Source organism: Lactiplantibacillus mudanjiangensis (assembly GCF_005405385.1).
GTDB lineage: Bacteria > Bacillota > Bacilli > Lactobacillales > Lactobacillaceae > Lactiplantibacillus > Lactiplantibacillus mudanjiangensis.
Window position 1 is genome coordinate 308,509 of record NZ_BJDY01000003.1, and the last position, 24,938, is coordinate 333,446.

Below are 24,938 nucleotides of genomic sequence, written 5' to 3' on the forward strand. Positions count from 1 at the left end.
ATATCGATGGAGTATGAAATTAAGAAAGCTACTGATCAAATTATCAAGGCAATTAATTGTGATCACGATGGAAAGCCAAATAAAGCCGTATTGGCAGGGCTAAGGAAGGCAGCAAGTATAACGAGTCCGCATGCACAGATTGCGTGGCCATTGATTTTAGCACACTTAAATGAAAAGGATATTAGTCATACTGGTGCCCCAACTTCAGGTGAGATCGCCGTGTATACAGCCATTCATTTCTATGCCATTCATCAACAGGGGTTAGAACAATCAGTCTATGTGTTGGATAAGGATGCGCAAGATAAGGATGTACAAGATAGCAGACTGTCTTTTTTCAAAGCTTTAGCAGAACTGAGTAAAGAAAAAAACAGACAAACTTCGGTAAATAGTCGCGTTCAATTGGTATTAGCAACAACCGACACAGCTAGAGTGATTAATATTTTGTCGCAGTTAGTCAGACTTTTAAGGTCAGCAAAAAAGCAACGAAAAATTGATTATGCAATGCTAGCGCAAGATATCTATGGTCTGCAGGGGAATCGTAGCCAGGCCGATCGGATTCGCTGGCATTGGGGAGAGCAATATTTCAGAAACAACCAAGTCACTTCTAAAGATAAAGGAGATCAAAACAATGACTAAACAAGTATATATTGATTTACATATCTTACAAACGGTGCCATCGTCTAACATTAATCGAGATGATACAGGAGCACCTAAGACAGCGATGTATGGCGGTGTCATGCGCTTGCGTGTTTCATCACAGAGCTGGAAAAGAGTGGTGCGACAAGTCTTTAAAGCGGACAATATTAATATTGGGACGCGGACCAAAAAAGTTGCAACGTTATTAAAAGAAGCGCTAAAGGAACGTGATTCAGCTTTAGATGATGAAATGGCGATGAGTAAAGCAAAAGCCGTCCTTGAAATGGCCAAGATTAAGTTTAAAGATGATGAAACAAAAGCTTTGCTACTAGTTAGTCGAGGTCAAATTAATAAATTAGCGCAGTATGTTATTGATAACGAAGAACCAGACAAAGCAGAAGTTAAAAAGTTATTAAAGGGTGATCAGTCGCTAGACTTAGCCTTATTTGGTCGGATGGTTGCAGATAACCCTGAATTAAACGTTGATGCTTCTGCACAAGTGGCCCATGCAATTTCGACTCATGAAGTTGTTCCAGAATATGATTACTTTACAGCGCTGGATGAGAAGCAAGGTGATGAAGAGTCTGGTGCGGCGATGCTCGGGACAATCGATTTCAACTCAGCCACGTTATATCGTTATGCCAACGTTAATATGCGTGAATTGGTCGAAAATCTCGATACTGAAGATGCGATTCATGGTGCGATAGATTTTATTAAGGATTTTGTTTTATCGATGCCAACTGGGAAACAAAATACGTTTGCCAATAAGACTTTACCAAGTTATGTGATGGTCACAATTCGCACCGATACCCCCGTTAATTTGGTGTCGGCTTTTGAAAATCCAGTAGTGTCTGATAATGGCTACATGACGCCGTCAATTAAACGTCTGGAAGCAGAATATAAGGCAACACTAGGTTTAGTGGATCAGCCACTTTTAAATGTGATTGTCAGTAAAACTGATGCCCAGGTTGGTGATCAAATGGCTAACCTGACTGAACTTTTAGAAAAAGTCTCAGCGACTTTGTCAGAGGTGGTTCAGGATGAAAATACTAACAATTAAATTAGCAGCACCATTACAATCTTACGGCAATGAAGCGACTTTTGAACGCCGTACGACCGCACGTTATCCGACCAAGAGTGCTGTGATTGGGATGGTAGCCGCCGCCTTAGGTTATCGGCGCACCGATTCACGAATTCTAGCGCTCAATGACTTAAGCTTTGCGGTTAGAATTGATCAGGCGGGTACGGTATTAACAGATTACCAAACAGTTGAATGGAAAAAGAATACCCGCAAGATTACTTATCGTGAATATTTACAGGACGCCAAATTTATGGTGGCGTTGGGTAGTGACGATGATCAATTTATTGAGCAGATTGAGTTAGCGCTAAAACATCCTAAATTTCAACTATTTTTAGGGCGGCTATCAAATGCGCCAGCTGGAGTATTGCGACTCAACTTGTTTGAGGCAGAATCACCAGTTACTGTTTTAAAAAGGTTAAAATGTCAGGCAATTAATCGGTACAAGCGAAAAACGATTGAAATCATTGCTGATGCTGATTTAATGCCAGATAAACCCAGTTCCTTTGTGAAAGACAAGGTACAATCGTTTGATCAACGAAATCGTCGTTATGGTTTTCGAGCGGTTGCCCAGACGGAAGTTAGCGTAGATAAATTATACTTAGACATAGATCAACCTAAACAGCCAGTAAGTACGCAGCATGATGCGATGAGTCAGCTAGATTAGAAAGGAGCCGTTATGTATTTATCAAGAGTTGAAATTGATACAAAGAATCGTTATAAAACTAGAGATTTAACACATTTGGGGGCCTTTCATAATTGGGTGGAGCAAAGCTTCCCAAAGGAGCTTGCAACCGGTATTCGGCATCGACATTTGTGGCGGCTAGATACTTTGGCAGGTAAACAATATTTATTAGTTTTAAGTGAAACTGCGCCTGATGCGGACTTACTATTAACGTATGGTGTCCCCGGTACAGCAGTTACTAAGTCATACGATCCGTTTTTGTCACGATTACAAGATGGACAGCTTATGCAGTTCCGCTTAACCGCTAATCCAACGCATACGATTAGTCGGCCCGGGCAAAAACAAGGTCGCGTAGTGCCGCACGTGACAATTGCACAACAACGGCAGTGGTTAGCGGATCGCGCTGAAAAGTCAGGTTTTCAATTAGTTGAGCAAAGTATTGTGGGTACTGACGAAGACGTGAAGCAAGCTTTTGACATTGTCAGTCGTGATTGGCCAATGTTGCATCGTAAAACGGGTCGTGGTGTCCGTCTTAGTCGGGTGACCTTTGAAGGCCTGTTACGGATTAGTGATGTTGCTGTATTTAAGCAAACGTTGACGACTGGTCTTGGTCGTGAAAAGGCGTTTGGTATGGGACTCATGACGGTTATTTCGGAGAATGCGTGATTCTTAGTGTGTGCCATTCGTAGAGATGACTTGAAAATTTATTGTTCCGTGTCTGTAATAAAATCACAAAAATCAGCAGTTGTACCATGAAAAAAGATGGACGTGATCCACGATGGAAAAGGTACTTGTTGGTTCAGATTTTTCATTCAAGTTTATTGAGCGTGGTTGCAATGTCAGATAAAATCCTCTTTATGTGGACAAGCAAATAATCAAGGCTTGTCCACATAAAGAGGAGTTTTTGTATGAGCCAAAATTGTGCATACTATACAATTCCGGAAAAGCTCTATTATATTGAATTAGTAAACCAAAGAGAAATAAATCTTAACATAATATAAAGGACCTATGTGCATTAATGCCACGTGTTTTTATGCATATTTCAAGAGCTGCATACTATAAAGGGACCCATTATAGGTTTAGTAAGCGTGAGACCATGGAAGACGCTTGGAACCATGCCAAGATAAATTTTTCTGTTCCGAGTATGTGTTGAATAGTGATCAAATGATTTCATTGATTGAACGGGTGTATTTAATTAGCAGTACGATAATAAACGTCGCCAAAAACACTAAATGGTATATCCTCGAAAGAAATTCAAGACCATACCATTCTAAAACTGCATAGTGAATTTTGATTATTTGAACTGTCTTCTTGACTCGGAGTAGCCCCAGCCCTGTGTTGAATAGTACTTATTGGAGATTTTTATTGTGATTAAGTGCCATCGAAGAAGAACATTAATATGTTTTTCCATGTTGAATACGAATAGTTATCTTCAGCTGTTGGAAATAACAGAATATAGATTTATTTAGCTTTCCAATAGTATTGTTAGAGACTCAGATTTTTATCAAATGAATCATAGGGGGATGATGCGGATTTTTAAGAAATATTATATTTTTAGTATAGACATTAAAAAAACTATGATCTATTTATTTTTTTACCAATAAATGCTTTATACTCCTTGTAGCAAATACTATAAAAGTCAAGATCAGGTATTATGTCTAGTAAAAGACTATCATTAATTGAACCACTATGCAGCAGCCAATCAATATTTTCTTTACACTGATCAACAATTTCGGGATTACTGGATTCCATAAATATCACTGAGATATTAAAGATATCATCAATGTTTTCTTCGCTTTTTTCTAAATTGAAGAAGAAGGACTTTAAAGAATTAGCAAGATTATTTAGTCTTAATTTCTTTGGGTTTTCAAGATAACTAATAAAAATATTTTTCCAAGTGATTCCCCATTTATTTCCCTTTGAAGATTCTAGCGTACTGGAGTCTAGTCCTTTGAATTTCTCAGGCATATTTAAAAACACACTGATTGTTGCGACAGGTGGTTTTAAATAATGTTCAGCAATTTCCAGGTACTCAGAATCCCATGTACTTATTTCAAAAAAATTTCCAATTAATTTTTTTAACAAATAACGTAGCATATCTATTTCTGTAAATTTGTTCGAAATATTAAAAAAAGGTGTTACAGGCCAACGAAATACAGGCTGAAATAAAATTCTTCCGTGTGCAATTCCATTCCTGATTTTTACAATTGATTCGGCAAAGTACATTTCATTTTCTGAAGTGATACCATTTTTTGAAAGCAGATACTTTATTTTAGTTGCAAAACTTAAGTTGTCTGAATCTAAGACTTTTGAGATAAGCTTCAAGTTTTGATCGGCAAAATTTTTTATTTCGCTATCTCTAATTAGCATAAGAGAAGCATACTCCTCTAGATCTTCTTGTATCTTTTGTTTTGCTTTTTCTTGTAATTCAAATGCGTAGTTGTTGCTGAGTAATTCCAAAATCTGAAACAAGCCAAGCAAAACTTCGTCACGATACAGATGACCATCCATATCTTCATTTTCTAAGCTGAGATTTTTTCGCCATCGATCTAGTAGAGAGATGGCTAACTTACTATCTTTCGAATCATAAATTTTACTCGTTACTTTGTTTAAATCGCTTGAATAATCATTTTTACCAACCTTAAAGGTTGTTTTATTAGTTTTGTTTTTATCTTCGGGATTATCATCATCTTTAGTACAACTATTATCAACATGGTTGCCTGACTCTGTAATATCATAAACCGTAACTGGGTAGTCTAAAAAAAGTGACAGTATTCCATGAATGATTAGTAGCCATGGACGGGTTAATCTTGCTACGTCAAATCGTGAGTAAATAGAATCCATGTCCATAGTACCTTTTATTTCTATTCTAATTTCTTCCTTTCTTTCAGCAGTTATTGATTGAACTGTTATATCTTTGAGTTGAAAGTATATTTCAATGTCATTCGAATTCAAAAAATTAAAGTTAATATCATGGTGTTCGTAAAAATAAATTTTTATAATATTGTCCTCGTTTCGCTATTGCTATTATTGATGAATAAATTATACCATCAAGATCCACAATGTTAAGAAAATGGGATACTTGTTTTATTTTCTATGATGAAAGAGAATGATCAGTCTAATGCTAGTTCTTGTTATTATGAACCCTTTATGATTTTAAAATAAAATAATTTAATTCATCTGATGTTTTATAAGACAACTTTTACATTTTGGAGTGAAATTGAAAACTAATTGCGGGATTTTTAAAAAGTAACTACAAGATGCTTCTTTGTTAGGTTGGAATAGTTTTAGCTAACTGTTTAGTTATTGATTGTGAGTATAAAATGTTGTTAACAAATGCCAAGCTTTGTGCAGATAATGATGTGTTATTATTACTCTTTGATAGTTAAAGTAATAGGATATAGCGAAAAAACGATGAATTAGTAAATTAGAATGTTTCACGTGGAACATTTGAAATGATTATGATCAAATAAAAGATGTTCGCTAAAAGCCAGGCTAGCTTAGATAAGTTTTGTGATATAAATATAGTTAACAGTTAGAATATTGGTTATGAAAAGGGGAATACATGTTGAATTTGAACCAGCTAATTAATTATGTTCTAGATAATTATCCACAAAGAATGGCGGCTGACTTTAGAAACCATCAGTTTAAAGGAAATCAATTGTCAAAATTACTGAACCCCGGATTGAACAGTATTAATAATAATCAATTAGTTTTAACAGAGGGCTTTGTTTCTAATGGCTCGGCCGGAAAGGGAAATTGGGCAACTATTCCTTGGATTGGACTATTTGATAGTGAAATATCAGTTAGTGCTGAAGCGGGTTTTGATATTGTATATTTGTTTTCAGCAGATCTACAATGCGTCTATTTATCGCTTAATCAAGGATGGAGTTTCTATAAAGATAGGTTTAAACCGAAAGCGAGATTGAAAAATATTCAACGGGTAGCAGATTATTGGCGAAGTAATTTGGCTGTTCAGTCAGATAGAATTACAGGTGATGATATTGATTTACACGCTGCTCAATACCAGGGAACAAAGCTACCAACTGGATATGAACGTGGCAATATTTTAAGCATCAAGTATGAAAAAGGATCTATTCCTAGTGATGTTAAGCTAATGCAGGATCTGTTAGAAATGAAGTCACTCTTAGTTAGTCTAAAAGCGCAATTATATTTACCAGAAAATCTGGCGTATTCTATTTCATTTATTTTAAAGCAGTATAATTCAAGTATTGCTGAAGAAAGTACTGGTTACAGCATAAATAAGGCACACCAGAACTCGGTGCTTAAGAAAAAACTGAAGTTAACGGCTGGCCCTAAGTTAAAGTCGAAAACCAGCTCAAAAAGGGTAAGTATCAATAAGCCAGATTATGAAAAAAAAGAGCGAGAAAATTCAAAAATAGGATTTTCTGGTGAACTATTAATGCTAGCCTATGAGAAAAAACAATTAGTGGATGCCAATCGACCAGATTTAGCCGATAAGGTACAACAAGTTTCTGAAACTAAAGGTGATGGATTGGGTTATGATGTTATTTCATATTCGATAGAAGGTGAGCCTAAATATATTGAGGTTAAAACGACTGCGAACGGGATTAATGCGCCATTTTATGTGACACCTAATGAAATTAGAATATCTCAGAAATACCAAGAAGCATATGAACTGGTTCGTATCTATGATCTTAATGGGGACTGTAAATTTTATCGAATTATCGGAGATTTAAGTAAAAAATTAAGATTAACTGCCCAAAGCTATCAAGCAATGCCCAATTTTGAATGAAAGCGTGAACAACATTTGAAATGTAATTAGTTGTTTAAACTAATTGAATTTATCTTATCTGTGAACTAAGCTAAAACTAACTCAAAAGCGAGTGAATTTATTTTGGAGGGGTTAAACATGCGAGTGAAACGATTATTACTAATGGTCATGCTAGGGGTAGCGATGACTATTATCAGTGTCGGAACAACATCAATGAACCAACCAGCACAGGCGGCGTCAAAGTACACAATTAAGACATTTCCAAAGCGGTTGCGGGGAACTTGGTACTGGTATGATAATTACGATCATAAAGTTGTCCGAATTAAGATTTCAGCTAAAAAGATGATCAATGGAAAATATACGTCGAGATTACATCAACGTAAAGAAAGCCAATATCCTAAACAAGGGGCTAAGATGAAGCATCCTAGTTGGATTATTGGTCGTAACTTCACGTATAAAGGTGAGAAGTGGACCCAAACTTATGGCTGGTATCAAAGCGCTGGTGCTGGTGATTATTATCGCCGTGTGAGTCACACGATTCACGGTAAAAAATATGCAACCTTACAAATGGCTAGCGGTGCTGGTATCTGGACAGATGGTTACGGGTATCATACGAAAAAAGCGGCTAAGGCCAATGCTAATCGGTGGTTCAAAGGCGACCGTCATAATGCCTATTAATTAACAAAAAAGCTGACAATTTCGCAATTGAAATTGTCAGCTTTTTATTAGCAAAATTAAGTTTACTTCAACAATCGATCCAACATCGCATCGCCATTAGTCAAATCTTCACCCAAATAATGTTTCGAACGAATACGCATTGGATCTCCGCCGTGATAGTATTCATACATCAATTGACGTTGTCCAAAACCAGAACTGGTTAAGTCAAACGCTAGGTTCAATAATTTCGAGCGTTCTTCGGCGGTTGCGCGTGAAGTCGCCAACGCTTGTTGTAAAATTGGGCCATTGTCGCCATTAAACTCGCCAAAACCAGGCACGCCGACCATCGAGCCCGCAGCCAAGTGTTGGGTGACTTTTAAGGCGTCTTCAAAGTAACCGGGTAAACTAGCTCGGACAGCCAGTAGCGCTTGCTGACTAGGCGTATAGATACCAAATTCATCAAGCTGGCCATTTTCTTCGGAACGCGTGATGGCCCCTTTGATTAATTCAAGATTAGCCGTTAACCGACCAAGCTGTTCTTGCACACCTAAAAAGCCATCTAGTCCTAAAACGTGCGCGACCCGAATGGCTAAACTCGTGGCGAATTCGAGTTTGGTAATTCCACGGACCTCATCTTGGTGAGACGTCTGGATAAAAATCCCTGAGTCAATAAAGAAGCGATTACTCATTTGATAATCATTTTCAACGAAGACGTTTTCCCAAGGCACAAAGACGTGATCAAAAACAACATACGCGTCGATCTCGTCTAATGAATTACTTAATGGATAGTCATCTTCGGTATAGCCAGGATGATCAAGCAATTTACGACAAATGATCTTAACGCCTGGGGTAGTCAATGGGGTGGCAAAAGCGACCGCGTAGCTGGTATCGCCTTTTTCTAACAGTAACTCTGGTGGATTGAACACGAGTAAATCGTCAGCGATTGGCGCCATCGTGTTGACCATTTTAGCGCCAGAGACGACGATACCATCGGCACGGCGTTCAATGGTGTGCACGCCAGCATAGCCACTTGGAATCCCGTTAATCGGTTGGCTGCGGTCCAGCTGTGGATTTTGCAAGGCATGACTAATAAAGGTATCGTGAGCTTTAACTTGTTCAGCATAACGTTTCGCATTAGCCGCAAAGTCGGTCCAGTCGTTATGGCCCAAAAAGGCACTTCGTTCAGCGAGCACGGCCATGCCGCTATTGAGAAAGTCGGGCGTTCGACCGAGCATGCCGTTATTTGTTTGGGCAATTTCTTGATAGGCGCGGTGCTTTTGCCGTAAATCGGCCACATTGCGTGGCACTTTAAAGGCAATGTCATAGGTCTGACCGTCTTCTTGATACGTGTGGACGGTCGGATGTGTTTGTTGCAAGGCGTAGTACTGATTGTTCAGTGCCAAGGTTTTGCGGAAAATAGGAATAGTTGCAACGTTAATGCGCTGACCGTTGAGATAAACTGCGCGGCCATCGTCTAGTTGATCAATGGTGTGCATGTAAAAGCCCCCTTAGTGATTAATTTCACTATAACAGACTCGTCAGTTAAATAAAGCGCTTTTATATAATTTCTCATTTCTGCGACTCGAATCAGCGCATGGGCTTGATTATCTGATAACATAGAACCTAACAAGCAAGATTGAAAGGAAGTGCTGAAATGTCAGCAATCACAGCTGGAATTGTCGCGCATGTCGATGCCGGCAAGACCACGTTATCCGAAGCGTTACTTTACCGCGCCGGAACGTTACGGCAATTAGGACGAGTGGATAAAGGCGATGCCTTTTTAGATCCCGATGACTTAGAAAAGCAACGCGGGATTACAATTTTCTCGCATCAAGCCCATTTAAAACTGGAAAATTTGGATTTGACGTTACTTGATACCCCTGGACACGTTGATTTTGCGGCACAAACGGAACAAGTGCTAAGCGTGTTAGATTACGCGATTCTAGTCGTGTCAGCGACCGATGGGGTTCAAGGCTACACGCGCACGCTTTGGCGGCTATTGGCCCACTATCAAGTGCCAACGTTTATCTTTGTGAACAAAATGGATGTCAATGGTGTCGACCAGGCTAAGGTGTTAACCCAATTCCAAACCGAATTAAGTCCGGGGTGTATTGCCTTTACCGCGCCATTAACTGAATCGGCAATGGAAGCCATTGCGATGCAAGATGACGATGTGTTAGCACAATACTTAGAAAACGAATCGTTAGACGAAACCACGATTGCCAACCTGATTCAACAACGGGCCGTCTTTCCGTGTTACTTTGGCTCGGCCTTAAAAATCGACGGTATCGATGACTTACTGGCCGGGTTACAACAATGGACGCAAACGCCAGCACCCACCGATGACTTTGGGGCTAAGGTCTTTAAAATTTCCTATGATGCGGGCGAGCGATTGACGTGGCTACGCCTAACAGGTGGCACGTTAGCGGCGAAAGCCGAACTATTGCCGGAGCAAAAAATCAATCAGATTCGCGTTTACAATGGTGCGAAGTATACGATTCAACCGACACTAACTGCCGGAGAAGTTGGGGCAATTCCTAATTTGACGGGAACGTATCCAGGCCAAGGTTTAGGTGTCGTGCCAGACGACGGTCAGCCGCTAATGCAGCCTGTATTGAATTATACGGTCGATCCCAAAGCCAATGATGTTCATGATTGTTTAACGATTTTTCGGCAACTCGCCGATGAAGACCCACAATTACATGTGGTTTGGTCAGAAGAGCTGCAAGAAATTCGGTTACAAGTCATGGGGAGTGTTCAGCTAGAAATCTTACAACAACGCTTGCAAGATCAGTTTCATTTAGATGTAGGTTTTGGTGAGGGCAGCATTTTATATCAAGAAACGATTACCCAAGCGGTTGAAGGTGTCGGGCATTTTGAGCCCTTACGGCATTATGCTGAAGTCCATGTTTTACTGCAACCAACGGCGCCGGGAAGTGGGCTGACGTTTGCGGCGGACTGTAATTTAGACGTGTTAGGCCGTAATTGGCAACATCAGGTGCTGTCTAATTTACAAGCTAAAGTTCAACGAGGGGTGTTGGTTGGCGCACCATTGACTGATGTGCGATTAACCTTAGTCGGCGGTCGGGCCAGCAACGTGCATTCGGTTGGTGGCGACTTTCGGGAAGCCACGTGGCGCGCGGTGCGCCAAGGGCTAATGATGCTGCGGGAACAACAGAAGTGTCAGCTACTGGAACCATGGTATCGTTTCCGATTAGTGGTCGGTCAAGACCAAGTTGGGCGTGCGATGACTGATATTCAACGGATGAGTGGCGAATTTGAGGCGCCCGAAACCAATGCAATGACAGGCATGACTGTTTTAACGGGAACCGCGCCAGTAGCGGAGATGCAAGATTATTCACAGGCTGTGAATGCCTATACCCACGGGCAAGGCGAGTTAGAATGTCTGATTGATGGTTATCGGCCGTGCCACAATGCTGAAACAGTGATTACGGCGACTGACTATCAGCCAGTTAGTGACCTACCCAATACGCCGGATTCTGTTTTTTGTGCCCATGGTGCCGGCTATCCGGTTCCGTGGGATCAAGTCCCACAGATGGCCCATTGCGATTATCGCTATACAGCCGCTGAGCTGGCTGCTTTAACTGCGGATTAGATTGCGCTATAATAACTATATTCTGGGCAGTTGCAGGCGATCCCCATGACAAACATTGCCGTTGACGAAAGGATTTATCATGCGTATTAATGTGTTGCAACATACCCCAAACGAAGGCCCTGGAATGATCGAAGACTGGGCCAATTTACATGGACATCTGATGTACACGTATCATCCGTATCAGTTTGGCACGTTACCGACAGCCGCCGAGACGGATATGTTGGTCATTTTGGGTGGACCGATGAGTCCTAATGATGAGTTGCCGTGGATTGCCCAAGAACGAGAGTTAATTCGGGTCCTTTTAGCTAAAAAGACGCCGATCTTTGGGGCTTGCTATGGTGCGCAACAAATTGTCAAAGCGTTAGGATATGCGGTAACTAAAGCGCCGGCCAAAGAAGTGGGTTGGGCGCCGGTCTATCGGCAAACAGCGTTGATTCCAAATTTGCCAACGCAACTTAATGTGTTGCACTGGCATGAAGAAATGTTCACGGTGCCAGATGACGCGACTTTGCTATTTTCCAGTGATCGCGTGACGAATCAGGGGTTCGTGCTCAATCATCAGGTGGTCGGGTTACAATTCCACTTTGAACCAAAGGCCAACAATGTGCGCGAAATGGTGGTCAACGATTATCCATATATTGAAGGCTCAGTTTTAGGCCAAAATGCGGCCGACATTTTAGCAACACCGGTCCCTGATGAAAATCAAACAACACTATTTAAAATTTTAGATTATATTACCGCTGAATAGCACAAACGCCGTTAGCCCAGATTGGGTTAGCGGCGTTTTATTTTTGATAAATAAAGACTAATTCGGTAGCGGTGGAGCGTTCAGAATCAAACTGATAATCAGGGTGATCGAAGGTCTTGATTTGATCTAGTTCAGAAACCTGATTTTCAGCTAAGTAGCGGACCATCGCGCCACGCGCCATTTTAGCCAAAGTAGCTTTGACCTTCAAACGACCAGCTACCAAACTGCCAAACACAATGGTCACAAAGGGCTGTGTGGGTGCTAAATAAGGGGTGATGGCTTTGGCGTATTCTTGTGAGGCTAAGTTAATAATTGGTTCATCAGGTGTGGCAAGGGCGTCATAGAGACGGGAGGCCCAAAAGTCATACAAGTTAGAATGATCGGCGACGGCTAGTTTAGCTTGCATTTCCAAGCGGTAAGGCACAATGCCATCGAAGGGACGTAAAATACCATAAAAGCCAGATAAAATGCGCAAGTTAGCTTGAATATAGGCTAAAGCTGGTTCGGTAAAAATATCTGGGGCCATGTATTGGTATTGTAATCCGCGATAACTCAAAATGGCAGGGGTTAAGTGGGCATGCAAGTCGAGTTTCTGGAGCCAGTCGTAGTTCGGCTGCGCCAATTTGTCACTACAATGCCATAATGCTTTAGCCGCTGGATAACTGAGTTGGCGTAATGTGGCTAAAAGCTGTTCCGTCTGGGCTAAGTATTGTGGTAAAGCTGTATAAGGAAAGTCGTCAGGGGCGACGACCATCTTTTTAGCGGGCGCAATGATGATTTTCATAGTCAATCTACCGGCTTTCTTCAAACGTGATAGGTCCATTTTAGCATGGCGGCTGGTTTATTCGGTGAACTTGTGAAATTAAATTCTAATAATCTTTGTGACATTTATACAGTGTGATCCCTATTTTTATGTAGCTTTTCGCCATTTACCAGTATTTATGTAAGCGCTACAATGAAGTCGTAAATGCGAATGGTTGTCGACAACCCACATGATTAGATTAAATTGAGTGTTAATTCACAATGATGAAGGAGCATATAGATCATGACAGAATTTAAAGATCGGGTAATGTTAATTACGGGTGCGGCTCATGGTTTTGGTCACGTGATCGCCCTTGGTGGGGCCAAGCGTGGCATGCGGTTAGCGATTGTAGATATTGATGAGGACGCCTTAAAGGCAACCTATGACGAATTAGTGGCAACGGGGGCTGACGTTGAAATGATCGTGGCCGATGTGACTAAAGAAGCCGATGTTGATGCGATGGTTAAACAAACCATGGCTAAATTCGGCCAGATTGATTTACTCATCAACAACGCTGGGATCGCCCTACCTGGCCGGATGTGGGAATTACCAAGTCGCGATTGGGAATGGATCATGCATGTTAATGTCATGAGCCAAGTCTACGCGATGCAACAAGTGATTCCAATTATGATGAAACAAAAGACGCACGCCGATATTTTAAATGTCGCTTCAATTGCTGGGTTAGTTGACACCCCCGGAATGCCCGCTTACCATGCTAGCAAGTTTGCCTCCGTTGGGATGACTGAAGCCACGGCTTATGATCTACAGCGTGCCGGTGCGGATATTGACATGCATGTGATGTGTCCAGGCTTTGTTCAAACGGATCTCTATCACACTGAACAACATCGGCCAGCTCAATATAGTGATCCAAGTGATCCTTATTATCAAAGTGAAGCATTCTTAAAGGGTCAGCAATTTGCCAAGTATGTTATTACCAATGGGAAACCAATCGATACGATTGCCGATACCGTATTTGACGCGTTAGCAAATAACCGCTTCTACATTTTGACACATCCAGAATTTAATCCGCTGATCTCGGATCGGGTTCATCGGATTGTCAGTGATGGTGCCCCAGATGTTCACGTCATGGATGGGATTATGTAAGTTATCTTGATTGAAAAAGGAGTGTTAAATCATGGGAAGTTATGTCGTTAGCAATGATGATGTTAAAAATTTCTTGAATTTACCAAGTATGAACGATCAAGAAGGGATTGGCTTTGCTTATGCAACCGATGAAGCGGTTCTTAAAAGCTTAATTCCAGCGCCATTGAAGTTGATGGCACCAGTCGTTTGTGGGTACGTGGTTCACATGGGCAAGCCAACCTTTGGCGGACCTTACTTGGAGTTGAACCTGTTTGCGATGGTTAGTTATCAAGATAAAATGATGGGCGCTTATCCGATCTCATTATTACTGCATGGCCCTGGTGCCGAAAACGGGATGATTGCGGGTCGTGAAGGTGCGGGGATTCCTAAGAAGCTCGCAGATATGATTGACTTACGCCGCAATGATAATTCGGCAACCGCCACAGTAGAACGTCATGGTAAGACGTTATTGAAAGTTGATTGGACTGCTGGTGAATTGAACGATCCGTCAATTATGCAACAATTCGCTGGGGCATTGGCATTAAACAAAGAAGCTGAAATGAATAGTTTCTTCTACACCTATGATTTGGATCAACATTCAGATGGCTCAAACCACTTTACTAATGTGGAATTAGTGGCGACCCAGTTACGGTCCTTAGCTGATCGGGTGGAACCTGGGAACTTATCGATTGAACTACAATCAACCGATGATGATCCATTTGGTGAATTAAAAGTTTTGAAACCATTGGGGGCTGCTTGGTTCCACTTTGATACCTCGGTGATGTTCAATACATTGAAACTGGAAAAGGTTGACGCCGATAGCACGATGCCAAAATTATTAACAGGTCGTTATGACCGGGGATTCTTCAATCCTAAAGCCACGTCATATCGGATTTAAGGAGGAACCTAACATGTCAGAAGCAACTAAAACAATGGTCAATAATGATTTTAGTGATGTCGTTTTCAATCGGCACTCTGTTCGGAAGTTCGATCCAACGGTTAAAATTTCACGAGACGAAATTCAAGCGATGCTGACAGAAGCTGCTAAAGCCCCATCAGCTTGCAACTTACAATCCTGGCATTTCGTTGTTATTGATACGCCAGAAGCTAAAGAAAAATTCAAAAAGGCAGTCATGCCATTCAATTATCCGCAAGTTGATAGCGCGTCAGCCATTGTCTTTATCGCTGGTGATACGCAATCACACTTGGTTTATCGGGATGTTTGGAATCAAGTTTACCAAGCGGGCAACATCACCAAGGAACGGTTAGATCAGATTCTAGGCACCTTCTTACCGTTATATGAAAAGGCAACGCCTGAATTTCTACAACTTGATGCAACAATGGATTGCTCAATTGTGGGGATGCAACTCTTATTAATGGCTCGGGCGCATGGCTACGATGCCAATGCCTTTTCTGGGATTGATTTTGCCAACATGATTCCAACTTTAGGCTTAGACCCTAAGCGTTATGTCCCAGTGATGGGCGTGGCCATTGGGAAGGCCGCGGAAGAACCGTTACACACGGAACGGTACGCGACGACCACCCAGACGGAATTTTTATAAATTTGTAAATTAGTAGCGTCTAGCGATCATTTCGCCAAAACGATTATGGACTACTGATTGAAAGCGTTGCGCACGTTGCAACGCTTTTTTGGTAGCCTTTACAAGCGCGTAGAAATTCTCTAAAGTAAACAGTGAAGACCAGATGGGGGTGGCAAGATGCAATTACAGCAACTATTAAACCAACTTAATGCGCAGTTTCCAGTGAGTCACGTGATGCCGAATGTCGGCAATCCTGAAATCACCGAAGCGCAGTTAGATAATCAATCAATGCGGCCGTTACCAAGCCAAGTCTTACTGTTAAAACTAGTGGCACCATCGCAAGTACGGCTGAGTTATTATCGTCAAGGCCAGTTATGTGAAGTCGGTCTAGTCACGTTGGGGGCGATTGTGGCTAATGCGGTTTATACGCAAAATCAGTTATTGAAATTATTGTTTCACTTAGGGCGATTATTGCATCAGCAAGCGACGACGTTAACCACGATTAGCCAATTAGCAATGACCGCCATTACGGCCGATTTTGATACAGTTTTGACCAAAACGGTGACCATCTTGCAAAATCCGGTGGCGATTATTGATCTTAATGGGCAAATTTTGTCGCGATCCCACACGACCGCTATCGGTGGGGAACAGATTCGAGCCGCGATTGATCAAAATCAAGTGGGAAAATGGTTACTCGAACATGGTTTTGCGCCAGATAATCCTGATTTTTTAACGCAAATCTATGTTGCGCAGGACAATATCTCGTATGTCCCAATGTTAATTACACCGCTTGCTAGCCATGATGAGCCGTTGGGTTATTTAGTGATGTCAGCGTTAACCACCCCGTTGAACACGAAGCATGCCTTATTAATTAATGATTTAGGTAAAATCATTGCGGGATCTTTAAGCAAAAACCAAATTTTACCGACTGCGACATCACAACGCGACTTGTTATTAAATCGACTGTTAACGGAACGGCGAAGTGCTACATTTGAAGATCAGTTTGCTGAACAAAAAGCTGAATTGCCACGATCAATGGTGATGGTGACTTGTGAACCTTTGGCCGGACAGTCGGCATCGGTTTTGCAACAACGACTACGCTATTTGTTAACACCGCAATTTAAACAAGTCTTGGTTTCGGTGTACCAGCAACAATGTGTCGCACTGATTACAATCGACTTAGCCGCCTACAATCAAGCCACTTTTAAAACGCAGTTGGGCAAAGTAGCCGCGCAAGCCGACTGTCGATTAGTTGTATCGAACTATTATAGCCATCCAGAAGATACGTTTGCGGCGTATACGGTTTGTCAGCGGACGGCTAAATTGAAAACCGTTCAGCAACAGGTCGTTTTTTGTGAAGATGAATTTTTCAATTTATCGCTTGCCCGCGTCAACCATTTAGAAATTTTGCCATTCTTTATTAATCCCGCCTTACAGGGGCTAATGGCCTATGATGTCGCCAATCAAACGGATTTGACGCCGACGCTAGATGCCTATTTGAAGGCAACGTGTCAGTTAACCCGTACGGCACAGGACTTGTATGTGCATCCGAATACGTTACGCAATCGGTTAAAACAGATCACTAAGATTACTGGGTGTGATTTACGTGATGCCGAGACTTGTTTTAAATTAGCGGCGGGATTCAAATTGTATCGGTTTTTAGGTCAAAATCACTATCAACCAACGGCATTAGTGCCAGATCATGATGTCCAGCCAGACTCAGAATAGGGGAATTGTGAATGCAAGTTAGAACGGGCTATTTGCCATTTGGACAGTATCAAACGTATTACCGAATTGTCGGTGATTTAACTAGTGGGGTCACGCCATTGTTGTTGCTACATGGTGGTCCCGGATCAACCCACAATTATTTTGAAAGCTTTGATCAGTTTGCTGAACGGGCTGGGCGGCCGCTGGTGATGTATGATCAATTAGGCTGTGGGCAGTCATCAATGCCCACCGATCCGAGCGTCTTTTGTGCCGAAACTTGGGTCAAAGAACTTCAGAATTTACGAACACAATTGGGATTAACGAAAGTTCATCTGTTAGGTCAATCCTGGGGTGGAATGTTGGCGCTTATCTACCTTTGTGACACGCACCCGAAAGGTGTTCAGAGTTTGATTTTAGCCAGTACGTTGTCATCGGCGGCACTTTGGGCCCAAGAACAGCACCGGTTGATCAATTCATTGTTACCCGTTGATCAGGCCGCTATTGCCCAAGCTGAAGCCAGTGGTGATTTTACGCAACCGGCTTATCTTAAAGCCAATGATCACTTTATGCTCCGGCATGCCGCGGGTCCGATAACGGGGACATCGCCAGAATACTTACGACGTCCAAAACGAGCAGGGACGTTGGCATATCAAACCGCTTGGGGACCGAATGAATATGGACCTAATGGTAATTTAAAGGCCTATGACTATACGGATAAATTGGCGCAATTAACGTTACCGACGCTCATCACTAGCGGGGTGGATGATCTCTGTACGCCACTGATTGCCAAAACGATGGTGGATCACTTACCAAATGCGACTTGGACGTTATTCGCCCATAGTCGGCATATGGCGTTTATTGATGAGTCGGCGGCATATTTTGAGCGATTGACGACTTGGTTTGCGGATCGAGCTTAAAAAAGGCGATAAAAAAAGACATTTCCGCGTTCTACTCGGAAATGTCGTGGTAAGGTGCGGCGACCTTCTGAATGCTTGCGCACCGATCGCGTACCCTTACCATGGTTTGGCACCAGACTTAGTGTCGCATAGCTGGCCTATGAAAGTCAATTAAAAAACCTGATTTAAGCGTGGGCTTAGATCAGGTTTTTTTAGTTAGTCAAAGGTATGGTAACCAGCTTGATATAAATGATAGAACCGTTTTGGTGTAATCATGAATAAATAATGCGTGGTTTTCTTCCCATAACTTAAGTAGTTTTCACTCTTAGGAAAGTCCCATTTGGCTAGATTCGTTTGTTTGGTGGCAAAGGCCTTTTTGACGGTGACCGTATGATGTGGCTGCACAATCACAGCACGATGCCGATTCGTGAGTTTGTACGTAAAGCCATCGAATTCACCGCCACTCGTGTCGGCCACAATTTTAGTGAAGCGGAATCGGAATGGGTGATTGGTCCGATTCGTAATTTTCATATTGAAGTAGTTTTGTGATTGTTTGCCGGTGACGTAATGGCCGTGTTTGGTTTTATAAAGTTGTAGTTTGGTGATGGCGTTATCGCTATCCCAATTTTTTTTCACATTGCTAAAATCGCGAACGGTAGCGGCATGTGATGCTAGTGGTGCCGTCAGTGTGATACCAGCGAGCACCGCCGCGCCGATTAGGCCCAGTTTTGATAATAATTTCATAAGAAATCCCCCCTCGAAACCTTAGTATACCTAAGTTTGCGTCTGCTAACAATTGCTGATCGGCAATAATTTAAATTGGTTTGACCAAGTTTAAGTCAATCATTGATTGCGCGGTAGCAAGAATCGCCGTTTTAGCTGAGCGGGGGTGCCAGCCTAATAGTTTTACAGCTTTGGCATTGCTAGTTTCAGCGTAGCCACCAACTAATGTTGCCAACATGCGTAATTGTGGTTTCACTAACGCAGCTGCTTTAACGGCCGCATTTGGTAAGACTTTTTGTGGTAACCGGTCCGCATATTGTGAGTAAGCAGCTCGCAAAAGGTTGGCAACATCAAGCATCGACAAGGTTTCACCAGTCGTAGCTAAAAAGCGTTCACCAGCCGCCTGTGGTTGCGTCATGGCTAATAAATGTAAACTGGCAACATCACGCACATCGATATACCCAGAATCGACTTGTGGCACAGCCTTAACGTCGCCATCTAATAATTGTTGAATTTGGACATTGGAATGTGAGTAGTCACTGGCTAAGACCGGCCCCATGACACCAACTGGATTAACGGCTGCCAGTTCTAAGCCATCACCTTCACGCTTAATGAAGTCCCAAGCAGCTCGTTCGGCGAGTGTTTTAGATTTTTGGTAAGGGTGAATGTTTTTGGCGTCTAAATTCGACCAATCGGCTTCAGTGTAGGGCGTGGTCCGATGGGGATGACCTGCAAAGATCGCGCCGTAAGCCGATGTAAGGACAACGCGTTTAACGTGTGCATCGCGGGCGGCAGTCAAGACGCGCAACACGCCGTCAACAGCTGGTTGAATCATTTCGGCTTCGTTTTTGAAGTTCAATTTAGGTGTTGGTGAGGCAACGTGCATCACATAAGTGGCGTCTTGCATCGCGTTTGCCCAATGTGTGTCATGGGTTAAATCGGCTTCAATTAAGGATAGGTCTTGGAAATCGGTTAAACCGCCTTGTCGGAGCATGGCTTCAATGACGGGGCGTTTCTTGAGTGAACGGACCGTTGCCCGAACAGCGTAGCCTTGTTGTAAGAGTTGTAAGATGATGTGAATAGCGATAAAGCCGCTGCCGCCGGTAACGACGACTAAAGGTTTTGCGTTTTGATTGTTCATTTTTTAAATTCCTCCATTTGTCTGTGACATTTGTAACGTCTGTGGAGATAGCTTACAATGAAAACTAGGGTTAAACAAGCAAGATCAACGCATCTGTGACAAAAAGGAGAAAGTGTAATGGCAGCGACAAATCATGCGCAAGCAATCAAACAAGATTCACAGACTTACTTAGCAACGGCGTTATTACAATTACTACAAACCAAGGATTTGAGTGACATCACGGTTACGCAAGTCGTCAAACGTGCGGGAGTTAGCCGGATGGCGTTTTATCGGAATTTTGAGACCTTAGCTGATATCCTAACAGCTTATTTCAAGCCGGCCATCGATGCCCGCTTTGATGATATTCGGCAACAGGTTGACGTCGCGCAAAAGCAAGCAGCGATTAGCCAGTTTTTTAAAGATTACGCGGATTTGTTGCGATTGGCTAGTGAACGCGGGTTTGAGCTGGTGATTCAACAGTTGTTTGCAGCGAATATGCAACAACTCTATGCGGAATTGCTGGCACCGTTGGCGTTAACCGAGAGCCAACGGAAGTATTGGCCGGAGTTTATGAGTGCTGGCGTGTATGCCATCTGGCGGACATGGTTAATTAGCGATCAACCTGAAACATTGGCCACGATTCATCAGTTACTCGCCACATTCCAGACCAGTACCTTACAAGCCTTATTGAAAGGATGAGTGCTTTGAAAAGATTAGCGCCAATTATGGTGGCGCTGGGGGCCATCAGCTATGGTGTCCCAGCCACTTTATTTAAATTAGCTAACCGTGCTGGCGTAGAAAATGGGCCACTTTTGTTTTGGTCCTTCTTGAGTTCAGCGATTGTCTTAACCGTTATTCAACTGGTTCATGGTCAGCCATTACATCAACAAACGGCTGACCGACGGCAAATTGGTTGGGTGCTGCTAGCAGGAACGGCATCAGGCTTTACCAACACGTTTTATATGTTGGCGCTACAAACCATTCCAGTGGCGGTAGCCGCCGTAATGCTGATGCAGTCGGTCTGGTTATCTGTTTTACTTGGTGCCTTAGTTCAGCATCGTCGACCAACGCGGATGCAAGTGTTGAGTATTATTGTCGTATTGATTGGAACGGTGTTAGCGGCTGATTTATTGCCGGTTACGGCGCCAATTGCTTGGTCCGGTCTTGGGTTGAGCTTTTTAGCGGCAGTAGCGTACGCCGTCACGATTCAAGCCACTGCCAGTTTAGGTAATCAACTACAACCATTGACTAAGACGTGGTTACTAGGATTAGGTGCTCTAGGCTTAATTACGGTTGTTTGGGGACCCCAGTTGTTAACAACGCCTGTTACTTTGGCTGCCATCAAGTGGGGTGGGATCACAGCATTCTTTTCACTAGTTTTGCCGTTAGCCTGCTACTCATTTTTTATGCCGCAATTGGCATTAGGCGTGGGGCCAATCTTGTCATCACTGGAATTGCCCGCTTCAATTGTGGTGGCTTACTTGGTTTTACGAGAACCAGTTAGTGGTTGGCAGTTAGTTGGTGTTGGGTTGATTATTTTAGCGGTGATTGTTAGTAATCGGTGGTCAGCTAAGCGTGTGTCGCGGTAATGTTTCACGTGAAACATTACTATAAAAGTGATTCAACGTTGGTTAAGAATATGGTTAAATACGGTTTAGAAGAATAAATCATTAGCAAAATAAATCCCCTTATAGAATCTAAATTTGATTCTATAAGGGGATTTATTCGTAGTTTTTAAATGAGTTTCTAAAATGAAATAATATCCTAAAATTTTTGACAGTTATGATAACGCTTTGAATTTTTGATTATAGTACAGTAATCCAATAACGAATAAAAAGGCAGTGATTGTCAGGCTTGAAAAAGTGTTGGTGTCATTGATTGATAGAATATTCTTACCTTGAAATAGGTCAATTACTGACAAAATCACCTGTATGATGACGATATATTTTAATGTAGTTGCCGCAGTTTTATCAAGAATCATCTTTCGACGTTCATCTCCACCGCGTGCAATCACTACCAACATGATGCCGATACAAATTGTAAAAATTGCCAATAAACCAATTGCTATAACTGCTGCTAATAGCATCCCCATATGCCCCCTTATTGTATAAATAATTCATCCACCGTAGTATGCAAACTGCTAGCTAAAGCAAATGCTAATTTTAAGGTGGGATCGTATTTATCGTTCTCAATTGCGTTAATCGTTTGACGCGACACACCGCAATTTTTTGCTAATTCTTGTTGCGTAAGGTGAGCCTGAATACGCTTTGTATTAATTCTATTTTGCATTAGTTCATCATCCGTTCCAAAAAGTCAAATTGTTTTGACATTCGTAGGATATCAGTAAATAAATTTGATGTCAAATCCTTTTTACACTATTGGCTGTTGCCAGCTTGAACATGACAGGTTAAATGAAATTACACGGTAATTAGTATTTCCTGAGTGTGTTCATCACGGATACTTTAGGGGAGGGAACGTTTGTTTGCTTTGACGCTGATTTGCGGTATAATCAAGTTATGAGTTAACTAACGAAGGGATGGAATCAATTATGGATCTTGCAGGTTTCAAACAAGTTAAAGCAACTACGAATAAAATTGCGCTGAGCACGGCAGTTAATGGTGAGGCCGATGTCAAAATCGTTAATATCGTTTGGCGAGAAGCACAGCCAGATACGTTGTACTTTTCATCCGTGAAAGATAGTCCAGCCTTGGCCGTCTATGATCAAAATCCGGATGTGGCCTTTATTACGGTGCCCAATGACGGGACACCAGGCAATCCATACATGCGGGCACAACATGTGCAGTTAAAGCGTTCTGACTTAACGATGGCAGATGACTTGTTGCCACTATATTTGGAAACGGTGCCCCATTATCAAACCGTTTGGGACATGATTGGGCCATCCCTAGTTGTTTTTGAATTGAAATTAAAAGATGTTTATGTCGATCCTGGTTTAGGACAAAACAAAGGAACACTCCATTTTAACTAAACTAAAAGCCAACGATTGCCTTATTGAGGGCAGTCGTTGGCTTTTGATTGAGTTATTTTACATAGGCTGTTCGGAAGTTCATATCACCACTGAATTGGTTATAAACCACACCTTTTAAGTGGGATTTCACTAAAATATGTGATCGACCTTCATAGAGTGGGGTCACTGCTTGATCTTGCATTGCCGTTTTAGCTGCTTTAACCAGATCTTGATAGCGTGCCGTCGTGTTCATAGCATCGGAGCCATCCGCTTTGGCCAATGCTTGGTCATAGGTTTTGTTCGTATAATGGCCCATATTAGAATTACTATGAGTCGTCAAAATCGTTAAGACCTGTGCTGGATCAGCAAAATCAATGCCCCAGCTTGTTAAATTAAGCTGGAAGTCACCTTGGGAAACTTTAGTGAGCATCGATGTAAATGGCATTGCCCGGACGTTAACCTTTACCCCAGATAAATGGCTGGTCAATTGTCCTTGGATAAATTCGGCTGCTTGATGACTGGTATCGTCATCCGCACATGTAATGGTTAAAGTTAATTGTGAGCGATGCAGTTGTTTCTTCGCCGTTGCTAGTAATTTTTTAGCTTCAGTTAAATTGTAATCGACCGTATTTTTGACTTTAGCATCGGTGACAAAATCAGTCCCAGTCTTAGGATTCTTCAACATATTGCTAACGCCAAAGCTTTTGGCCGCAACTGAGCCGTTTTCAAGGACTTTGTTAACTAATTGTTTACGGTTGATAGCGAGTGAAATCGCCGTTCGTAAGTCGCGATTAGCCGCGGTTTTGTCTTTCTGGTTGTATTGAATAAAGCCCACTCGACCAGCGGGTAAGGTCTTTAGCGCCGTGTTAGCTTTATTTTGAACGTTTTGTTCACCGGTTAACGTTACCATATCAAGTTTATTGGCTTGGTAAAGGTTGTAAGCCGTGGTCCCAGACTTAATGACCTGATAGCTGATTGACTTGAGTTTGACCACGTTTTTAGCGCGATAGGTTGGATTCTTTTTCAACGTCCAGCTATCGTTAGTCCCAGTCCAGCCAGTGACGATGAAGGGACCATTATAGACCGTTTTGCTAGCGGTGGTACCGTACTTAGTGCCATATTTCTGAACAGCGGTCTTGTTCAACGGATAGAACGTGGTATTAGCAAGTAGCTTCTTAAAGTAGGCCGCGGGTTTACTTAATGTAATCGTTAATTGATACTTACCAGTTGCTTTGACGCCGAGGCTATTGGCTGATTTTTTACCGGCTGCGATGGCATCGGCATTTTTAATGTTGGTAAACAAATAAGTGAATTCTGACTTAGTTTTAGGGTTAAGCGTCCGTTTCCATGAGTAAACAAAGTCTTGAGCCGTCACTTTTTGACCGTTACTCCAGCGACCATTGTGATGTAAGTCGATTGTGTAGGTCTTGCCATGATTGGTAATTGTGGTCTTAGTGGCTAGGGCGTTGACGGGTTGGCTGTTTTTATTTAACCGATAGAGGCCTTCGTCAACTTGACTGAGTTGTGCGCTAGAAACACCGTCGGTAATCTTAGATGTGTCGAGACTAGTTAAATTGGTGCTTTCGTATAAATTGATTTTTTGAACTGCGGCAGTTTTGGTTGCGTGTGAGTTCGCTTTAACGGTAAACGCAATGCCGCCGATAATAATAATGCCGCCTAAAACTAATAATGATTTTTTGTGTGCCATTAAGCTCATGATAAATGTCCTCCAAAATAAGTTGTTTGTTGGTTTAGTTCATCATTAAGCTTTGCCATCGTTGTTGCATGTGGTTCACCCCGTTTTAAAAGTCAAAAAAACCGTCCTTTATCAGCCAATGCTGGTATAAGGACGGTTAAAAACCGCGGTGCCACCTTAATTGCGCCCACTTTAGCCACTAATTGACTAAATATGCACGCCAACTCCA

Annotated in this window: 24 protein-coding genes; 16 read left to right on the forward strand and 8 right to left on the reverse strand. The window is 42.1% G+C overall.

The features are described 5' to 3' along the window. Positions 1 to 6 precede the first annotated feature (6 nt). The 4 genes from casB to cas6e are packed head-to-tail and all read left to right on the forward strand — an operon-like array spanning position 7 to position 3,065. Positions 7 to 636 (forward strand): type I-E CRISPR-associated protein Cse2/CasB, encoded by a 630-nt coding sequence (gene casB, locus FFM84_RS06235; protein WP_130844475.1) that lies wholly within the window; start codon positions 7 to 9, stop codon positions 634 to 636. Next, a complete protein-coding gene (gene cas7e / locus FFM84_RS06240) occupies positions 629 to 1,696 on the forward strand; it encodes a type I-E CRISPR-associated protein Cas7/Cse4/CasC (protein WP_130844474.1) in 1,068 nt (355 codons plus the stop codon). The genes casB and cas7e overlap by 8 nt, the downstream gene beginning before the upstream one ends. Beyond that, positions 1,677 to 2,381: a type I-E CRISPR-associated protein Cas5/CasD gene (cas5e, locus tag FFM84_RS06245; protein ID WP_130844473.1), complete on the forward strand. Its 705-nt coding sequence runs from the start codon at positions 1,677 to 1,679 to the stop codon at positions 2,379 to 2,381. The genes cas7e and cas5e overlap by 20 nt, the downstream gene beginning before the upstream one ends. 12 nt (positions 2,382 to 2,393) lie before the next feature. After that, positions 2,394 to 3,065: a type I-E CRISPR-associated protein Cas6/Cse3/CasE gene (gene cas6e / locus FFM84_RS06250; protein ID WP_130844472.1), complete on the forward strand. Its 672-nt coding sequence runs from the start codon at positions 2,394 to 2,396 to the stop codon at positions 3,063 to 3,065. Between the two features lie 909 nt (positions 3,066 to 3,974). On the opposite strand, the gene FFM84_RS06255 is transcribed toward cas6e, so the two are convergent. Next, positions 3,975 to 5,243 (reverse strand): hypothetical protein, encoded by a 1,269-nt coding sequence (locus FFM84_RS06255; RefSeq protein ID WP_225425266.1) that lies wholly within the window; start codon positions 5,241 to 5,243, stop codon positions 3,975 to 3,977. 721 nt (positions 5,244 to 5,964) lie between these two features. On the opposite strand from FFM84_RS06255, the gene FFM84_RS06260 reads away from it, so the two are divergent. Further along, entirely contained in the window at positions 5,965 to 7,176 is a 1,212-nt protein-coding gene (locus tag FFM84_RS06260) for an MrcB family domain-containing protein (RefSeq protein WP_130844470.1), read from the forward strand. A gap of 117 nt (positions 7,177 to 7,293) precedes the next feature. Next, the gene (locus tag FFM84_RS06265; RefSeq protein ID WP_130844469.1) at positions 7,294 to 7,833 is read left to right on the forward strand and encodes a hypothetical protein; all 540 of its coding nucleotides are present in this window, start codon (positions 7,294 to 7,296) and stop codon (positions 7,831 to 7,833) included. A gap of 62 nt (positions 7,834 to 7,895) precedes the next feature. Here FFM84_RS06265 and FFM84_RS06270 read toward each other — a convergent pair whose 3' ends face one another. Beyond that, the gene (locus tag FFM84_RS06270) at positions 7,896 to 9,308 is read right to left on the reverse strand and encodes a 4-hydroxyphenylacetate 3-hydroxylase N-terminal domain-containing protein (protein WP_130844468.1); all 1,413 of its coding nucleotides are present in this window, start codon (positions 9,306 to 9,308) and stop codon (positions 7,896 to 7,898) included. A gap of 158 nt (positions 9,309 to 9,466) precedes the next feature. Here FFM84_RS06270 and FFM84_RS06275 point away from each other — a divergent pair, with 158 nt between their 5' ends. Together FFM84_RS06275 and FFM84_RS06280 are read left to right on the forward strand one after the other, a co-directional pair. Continuing rightward, entirely contained in the window at positions 9,467 to 11,428 is a 1,962-nt protein-coding gene (locus FFM84_RS06275) for an elongation factor G (protein WP_130844467.1), read from the forward strand. 79 nt (positions 11,429 to 11,507) lie between these two features. After that, the gene (locus FFM84_RS06280) at positions 11,508 to 12,176 is read left to right on the forward strand and encodes a type 1 glutamine amidotransferase (protein WP_130844747.1); all 669 of its coding nucleotides are present in this window, start codon (positions 11,508 to 11,510) and stop codon (positions 12,174 to 12,176) included. A gap of 37 nt (positions 12,177 to 12,213) precedes the next feature. Here FFM84_RS06280 and yaaA read toward each other — a convergent pair whose 3' ends face one another. Then, positions 12,214 to 12,960, reverse strand: a complete 747-nt coding sequence (yaaA, locus tag FFM84_RS06285; protein ID WP_130844466.1) for a peroxide stress protein YaaA — start codon at positions 12,958 to 12,960, stop codon at positions 12,214 to 12,216. 261 nt (positions 12,961 to 13,221) lie between these two features. Here yaaA and FFM84_RS06290 point away from each other — a divergent pair, with 261 nt between their 5' ends. The 5 genes from FFM84_RS06290 to pepI all read left to right on the forward strand — a co-directional run bounded on the left by FFM84_RS06290 (position 13,222) and on the right by pepI (position 18,226). Continuing rightward, entirely contained in the window at positions 13,222 to 14,082 is an 861-nt protein-coding gene (locus FFM84_RS06290; RefSeq protein ID WP_130844465.1) for an SDR family NAD(P)-dependent oxidoreductase, read from the forward strand. A gap of 31 nt (positions 14,083 to 14,113) precedes the next feature. After that, positions 14,114 to 14,959, forward strand: a complete 846-nt coding sequence (locus tag FFM84_RS06295) for an acetoacetate decarboxylase family protein (protein ID WP_130844464.1) — start codon at positions 14,114 to 14,116, stop codon at positions 14,957 to 14,959. Between the two features lie 13 nt (positions 14,960 to 14,972). Beyond that, positions 14,973 to 15,623 (forward strand): nitroreductase family protein, encoded by a 651-nt coding sequence (locus FFM84_RS06300; protein ID WP_130844463.1) that lies wholly within the window; start codon positions 14,973 to 14,975, stop codon positions 15,621 to 15,623. Between the two features lie 156 nt (positions 15,624 to 15,779). Then, on the forward strand, positions 15,780 to 17,330 hold the full coding sequence (locus tag FFM84_RS06305) for a PucR family transcriptional regulator (protein ID WP_225424745.1): 1,551 nt from the start codon (positions 15,780 to 15,782) through the stop codon (positions 17,328 to 17,330). 11 nt (positions 17,331 to 17,341) lie between these two features. After that, a complete protein-coding gene (gene pepI / locus FFM84_RS06310) occupies positions 17,342 to 18,226 on the forward strand; it encodes a proline iminopeptidase (protein WP_130844462.1) in 885 nt (294 codons plus the stop codon). 195 nt (positions 18,227 to 18,421) lie between these two features. Here the strand turns inward: pepI and FFM84_RS06315 are convergent, their stop codons facing one another. Beyond that, on the reverse strand, positions 18,422 to 18,949 hold the full coding sequence (locus tag FFM84_RS06315) for a hypothetical protein (RefSeq protein WP_130844461.1): 528 nt from the start codon (positions 18,947 to 18,949) through the stop codon (positions 18,422 to 18,424). Between the two features lie 70 nt (positions 18,950 to 19,019). Then, entirely contained in the window at positions 19,020 to 20,069 is a 1,050-nt protein-coding gene (locus FFM84_RS06320) for an SDR family oxidoreductase (RefSeq protein ID WP_130844460.1), read from the reverse strand. 117 nt (positions 20,070 to 20,186) lie between these two features. On the opposite strand from FFM84_RS06320, the gene FFM84_RS06325 reads away from it, so the two are divergent. Both FFM84_RS06325 and FFM84_RS06330 read left to right on the forward strand, forming a co-directional pair. Continuing rightward, entirely contained in the window at positions 20,187 to 20,747 is a 561-nt protein-coding gene (locus FFM84_RS06325) for a TetR/AcrR family transcriptional regulator (protein WP_130844459.1), read from the forward strand. Positions 20,748 to 20,752: 5 nt separating this feature from the next. Further along, the gene (locus tag FFM84_RS06330; protein ID WP_130844458.1) at positions 20,753 to 21,637 is read left to right on the forward strand and encodes an EamA family transporter; all 885 of its coding nucleotides are present in this window, start codon (positions 20,753 to 20,755) and stop codon (positions 21,635 to 21,637) included. A gap of 191 nt (positions 21,638 to 21,828) precedes the next feature. Here the strand turns inward: FFM84_RS06330 and FFM84_RS06335 are convergent, their stop codons facing one another. Both FFM84_RS06335 and FFM84_RS06340 read right to left on the reverse strand, forming a co-directional pair. Then, complete coding sequence (locus tag FFM84_RS06335; RefSeq protein ID WP_130844457.1) at positions 21,829 to 22,134, reverse strand: hypothetical protein; 306 nt, start codon at positions 22,132 to 22,134, stop codon at positions 21,829 to 21,831. A gap of 14 nt (positions 22,135 to 22,148) precedes the next feature. Further along, on the reverse strand, positions 22,149 to 22,337 hold the full coding sequence (locus FFM84_RS06340; RefSeq protein WP_130844456.1) for a helix-turn-helix transcriptional regulator: 189 nt from the start codon (positions 22,335 to 22,337) through the stop codon (positions 22,149 to 22,151). Positions 22,338 to 22,596: 259 nt separating this feature from the next. Here FFM84_RS06340 and FFM84_RS06345 point away from each other — a divergent pair, with 259 nt between their 5' ends. Beyond that, positions 22,597 to 23,034, forward strand: a complete 438-nt coding sequence (locus tag FFM84_RS06345; protein ID WP_130844455.1) for a pyridoxamine 5'-phosphate oxidase — start codon at positions 22,597 to 22,599, stop codon at positions 23,032 to 23,034. Positions 23,035 to 23,086: 52 nt separating this feature from the next. Here the strand turns inward: FFM84_RS06345 and FFM84_RS06350 are convergent, their stop codons facing one another. Further along, positions 23,087 to 24,730 (reverse strand): peptide ABC transporter substrate-binding protein, encoded by a 1,644-nt coding sequence (locus FFM84_RS06350; RefSeq protein ID WP_130844454.1) that lies wholly within the window; start codon positions 24,728 to 24,730, stop codon positions 23,087 to 23,089. Positions 24,731 to 24,938: the final 208 nt, after the last annotated feature.

What these genes read in the sequence shown, in the direction of transcription:
- casB (WP_130844475.1), top strand. Translation starts at nt 7, where the DNA reads ATGGAGTATGAAATTAAGAAAGCTACTGATCAAATTATCAAGGCAATT.
- cas7e (WP_130844474.1), top strand. Translation starts at nt 629, where the DNA reads ATGACTAAACAAGTATATATTGATTTACATATCTTACAAACGGTGCCA.
- cas5e (WP_130844473.1), top strand. Translation starts at nt 1,677, where the DNA reads ATGAAAATACTAACAATTAAATTAGCAGCACCATTACAATCTTACGGC.
- cas6e (WP_130844472.1), top strand. Translation starts at nt 2,394, where the DNA reads ATGTATTTATCAAGAGTTGAAATTGATACAAAGAATCGTTATAAAACT.
- FFM84_RS06255 (WP_225425266.1), bottom strand. Translation starts at nt 5,243, where the DNA reads ATGGATTCTATTTACTCACGATTTGACGTAGCAAGATTAACCCGTCCA.
- FFM84_RS06260 (WP_130844470.1), top strand. Translation starts at nt 5,965, where the DNA reads ATGTTGAATTTGAACCAGCTAATTAATTATGTTCTAGATAATTATCCA.
- FFM84_RS06265 (WP_130844469.1), top strand. Translation starts at nt 7,294, where the DNA reads ATGCGAGTGAAACGATTATTACTAATGGTCATGCTAGGGGTAGCGATG.
- FFM84_RS06270 (WP_130844468.1), bottom strand. Translation starts at nt 9,308, where the DNA reads ATGCACACCATTGATCAACTAGACGATGGCCGCGCAGTTTATCTCAAC.
- FFM84_RS06275 (WP_130844467.1), top strand. Translation starts at nt 9,467, where the DNA reads ATGTCAGCAATCACAGCTGGAATTGTCGCGCATGTCGATGCCGGCAAG.
- FFM84_RS06280 (WP_130844747.1), top strand. Translation starts at nt 11,508, where the DNA reads ATGCGTATTAATGTGTTGCAACATACCCCAAACGAAGGCCCTGGAATG.
- yaaA (WP_130844466.1), bottom strand. Translation starts at nt 12,960, where the DNA reads ATGAAAATCATCATTGCGCCCGCTAAAAAGATGGTCGTCGCCCCTGAC.
- FFM84_RS06290 (WP_130844465.1), top strand. Translation starts at nt 13,222, where the DNA reads ATGACAGAATTTAAAGATCGGGTAATGTTAATTACGGGTGCGGCTCAT.
- FFM84_RS06295 (WP_130844464.1), top strand. Translation starts at nt 14,114, where the DNA reads ATGGGAAGTTATGTCGTTAGCAATGATGATGTTAAAAATTTCTTGAAT.
- FFM84_RS06300 (WP_130844463.1), top strand. Translation starts at nt 14,973, where the DNA reads ATGTCAGAAGCAACTAAAACAATGGTCAATAATGATTTTAGTGATGTC.
- FFM84_RS06305 (WP_225424745.1), top strand. Translation starts at nt 15,780, where the DNA reads ATGCAATTACAGCAACTATTAAACCAACTTAATGCGCAGTTTCCAGTG.
- pepI (WP_130844462.1), top strand. Translation starts at nt 17,342, where the DNA reads ATGCAAGTTAGAACGGGCTATTTGCCATTTGGACAGTATCAAACGTAT.
- FFM84_RS06315 (WP_130844461.1), bottom strand. Translation starts at nt 18,949, where the DNA reads ATGAAATTATTATCAAAACTGGGCCTAATCGGCGCGGCGGTGCTCGCT.
- FFM84_RS06320 (WP_130844460.1), bottom strand. Translation starts at nt 20,069, where the DNA reads ATGAACAATCAAAACGCAAAACCTTTAGTCGTCGTTACCGGCGGCAGC.
- FFM84_RS06325 (WP_130844459.1), top strand. Translation starts at nt 20,187, where the DNA reads ATGGCAGCGACAAATCATGCGCAAGCAATCAAACAAGATTCACAGACT.
- FFM84_RS06335 (WP_130844457.1), bottom strand. Translation starts at nt 22,134, where the DNA reads ATGCTATTAGCAGCAGTTATAGCAATTGGTTTATTGGCAATTTTTACA.
- FFM84_RS06340 (WP_130844456.1), bottom strand. Translation starts at nt 22,337, where the DNA reads ATGCAAAATAGAATTAATACAAAGCGTATTCAGGCTCACCTTACGCAA.
- FFM84_RS06345 (WP_130844455.1), top strand. Translation starts at nt 22,597, where the DNA reads ATGGATCTTGCAGGTTTCAAACAAGTTAAAGCAACTACGAATAAAATT.
- FFM84_RS06350 (WP_130844454.1), bottom strand. Translation starts at nt 24,730, where the DNA reads ATGAGCTTAATGGCACACAAAAAATCATTATTAGTTTTAGGCGGCATT.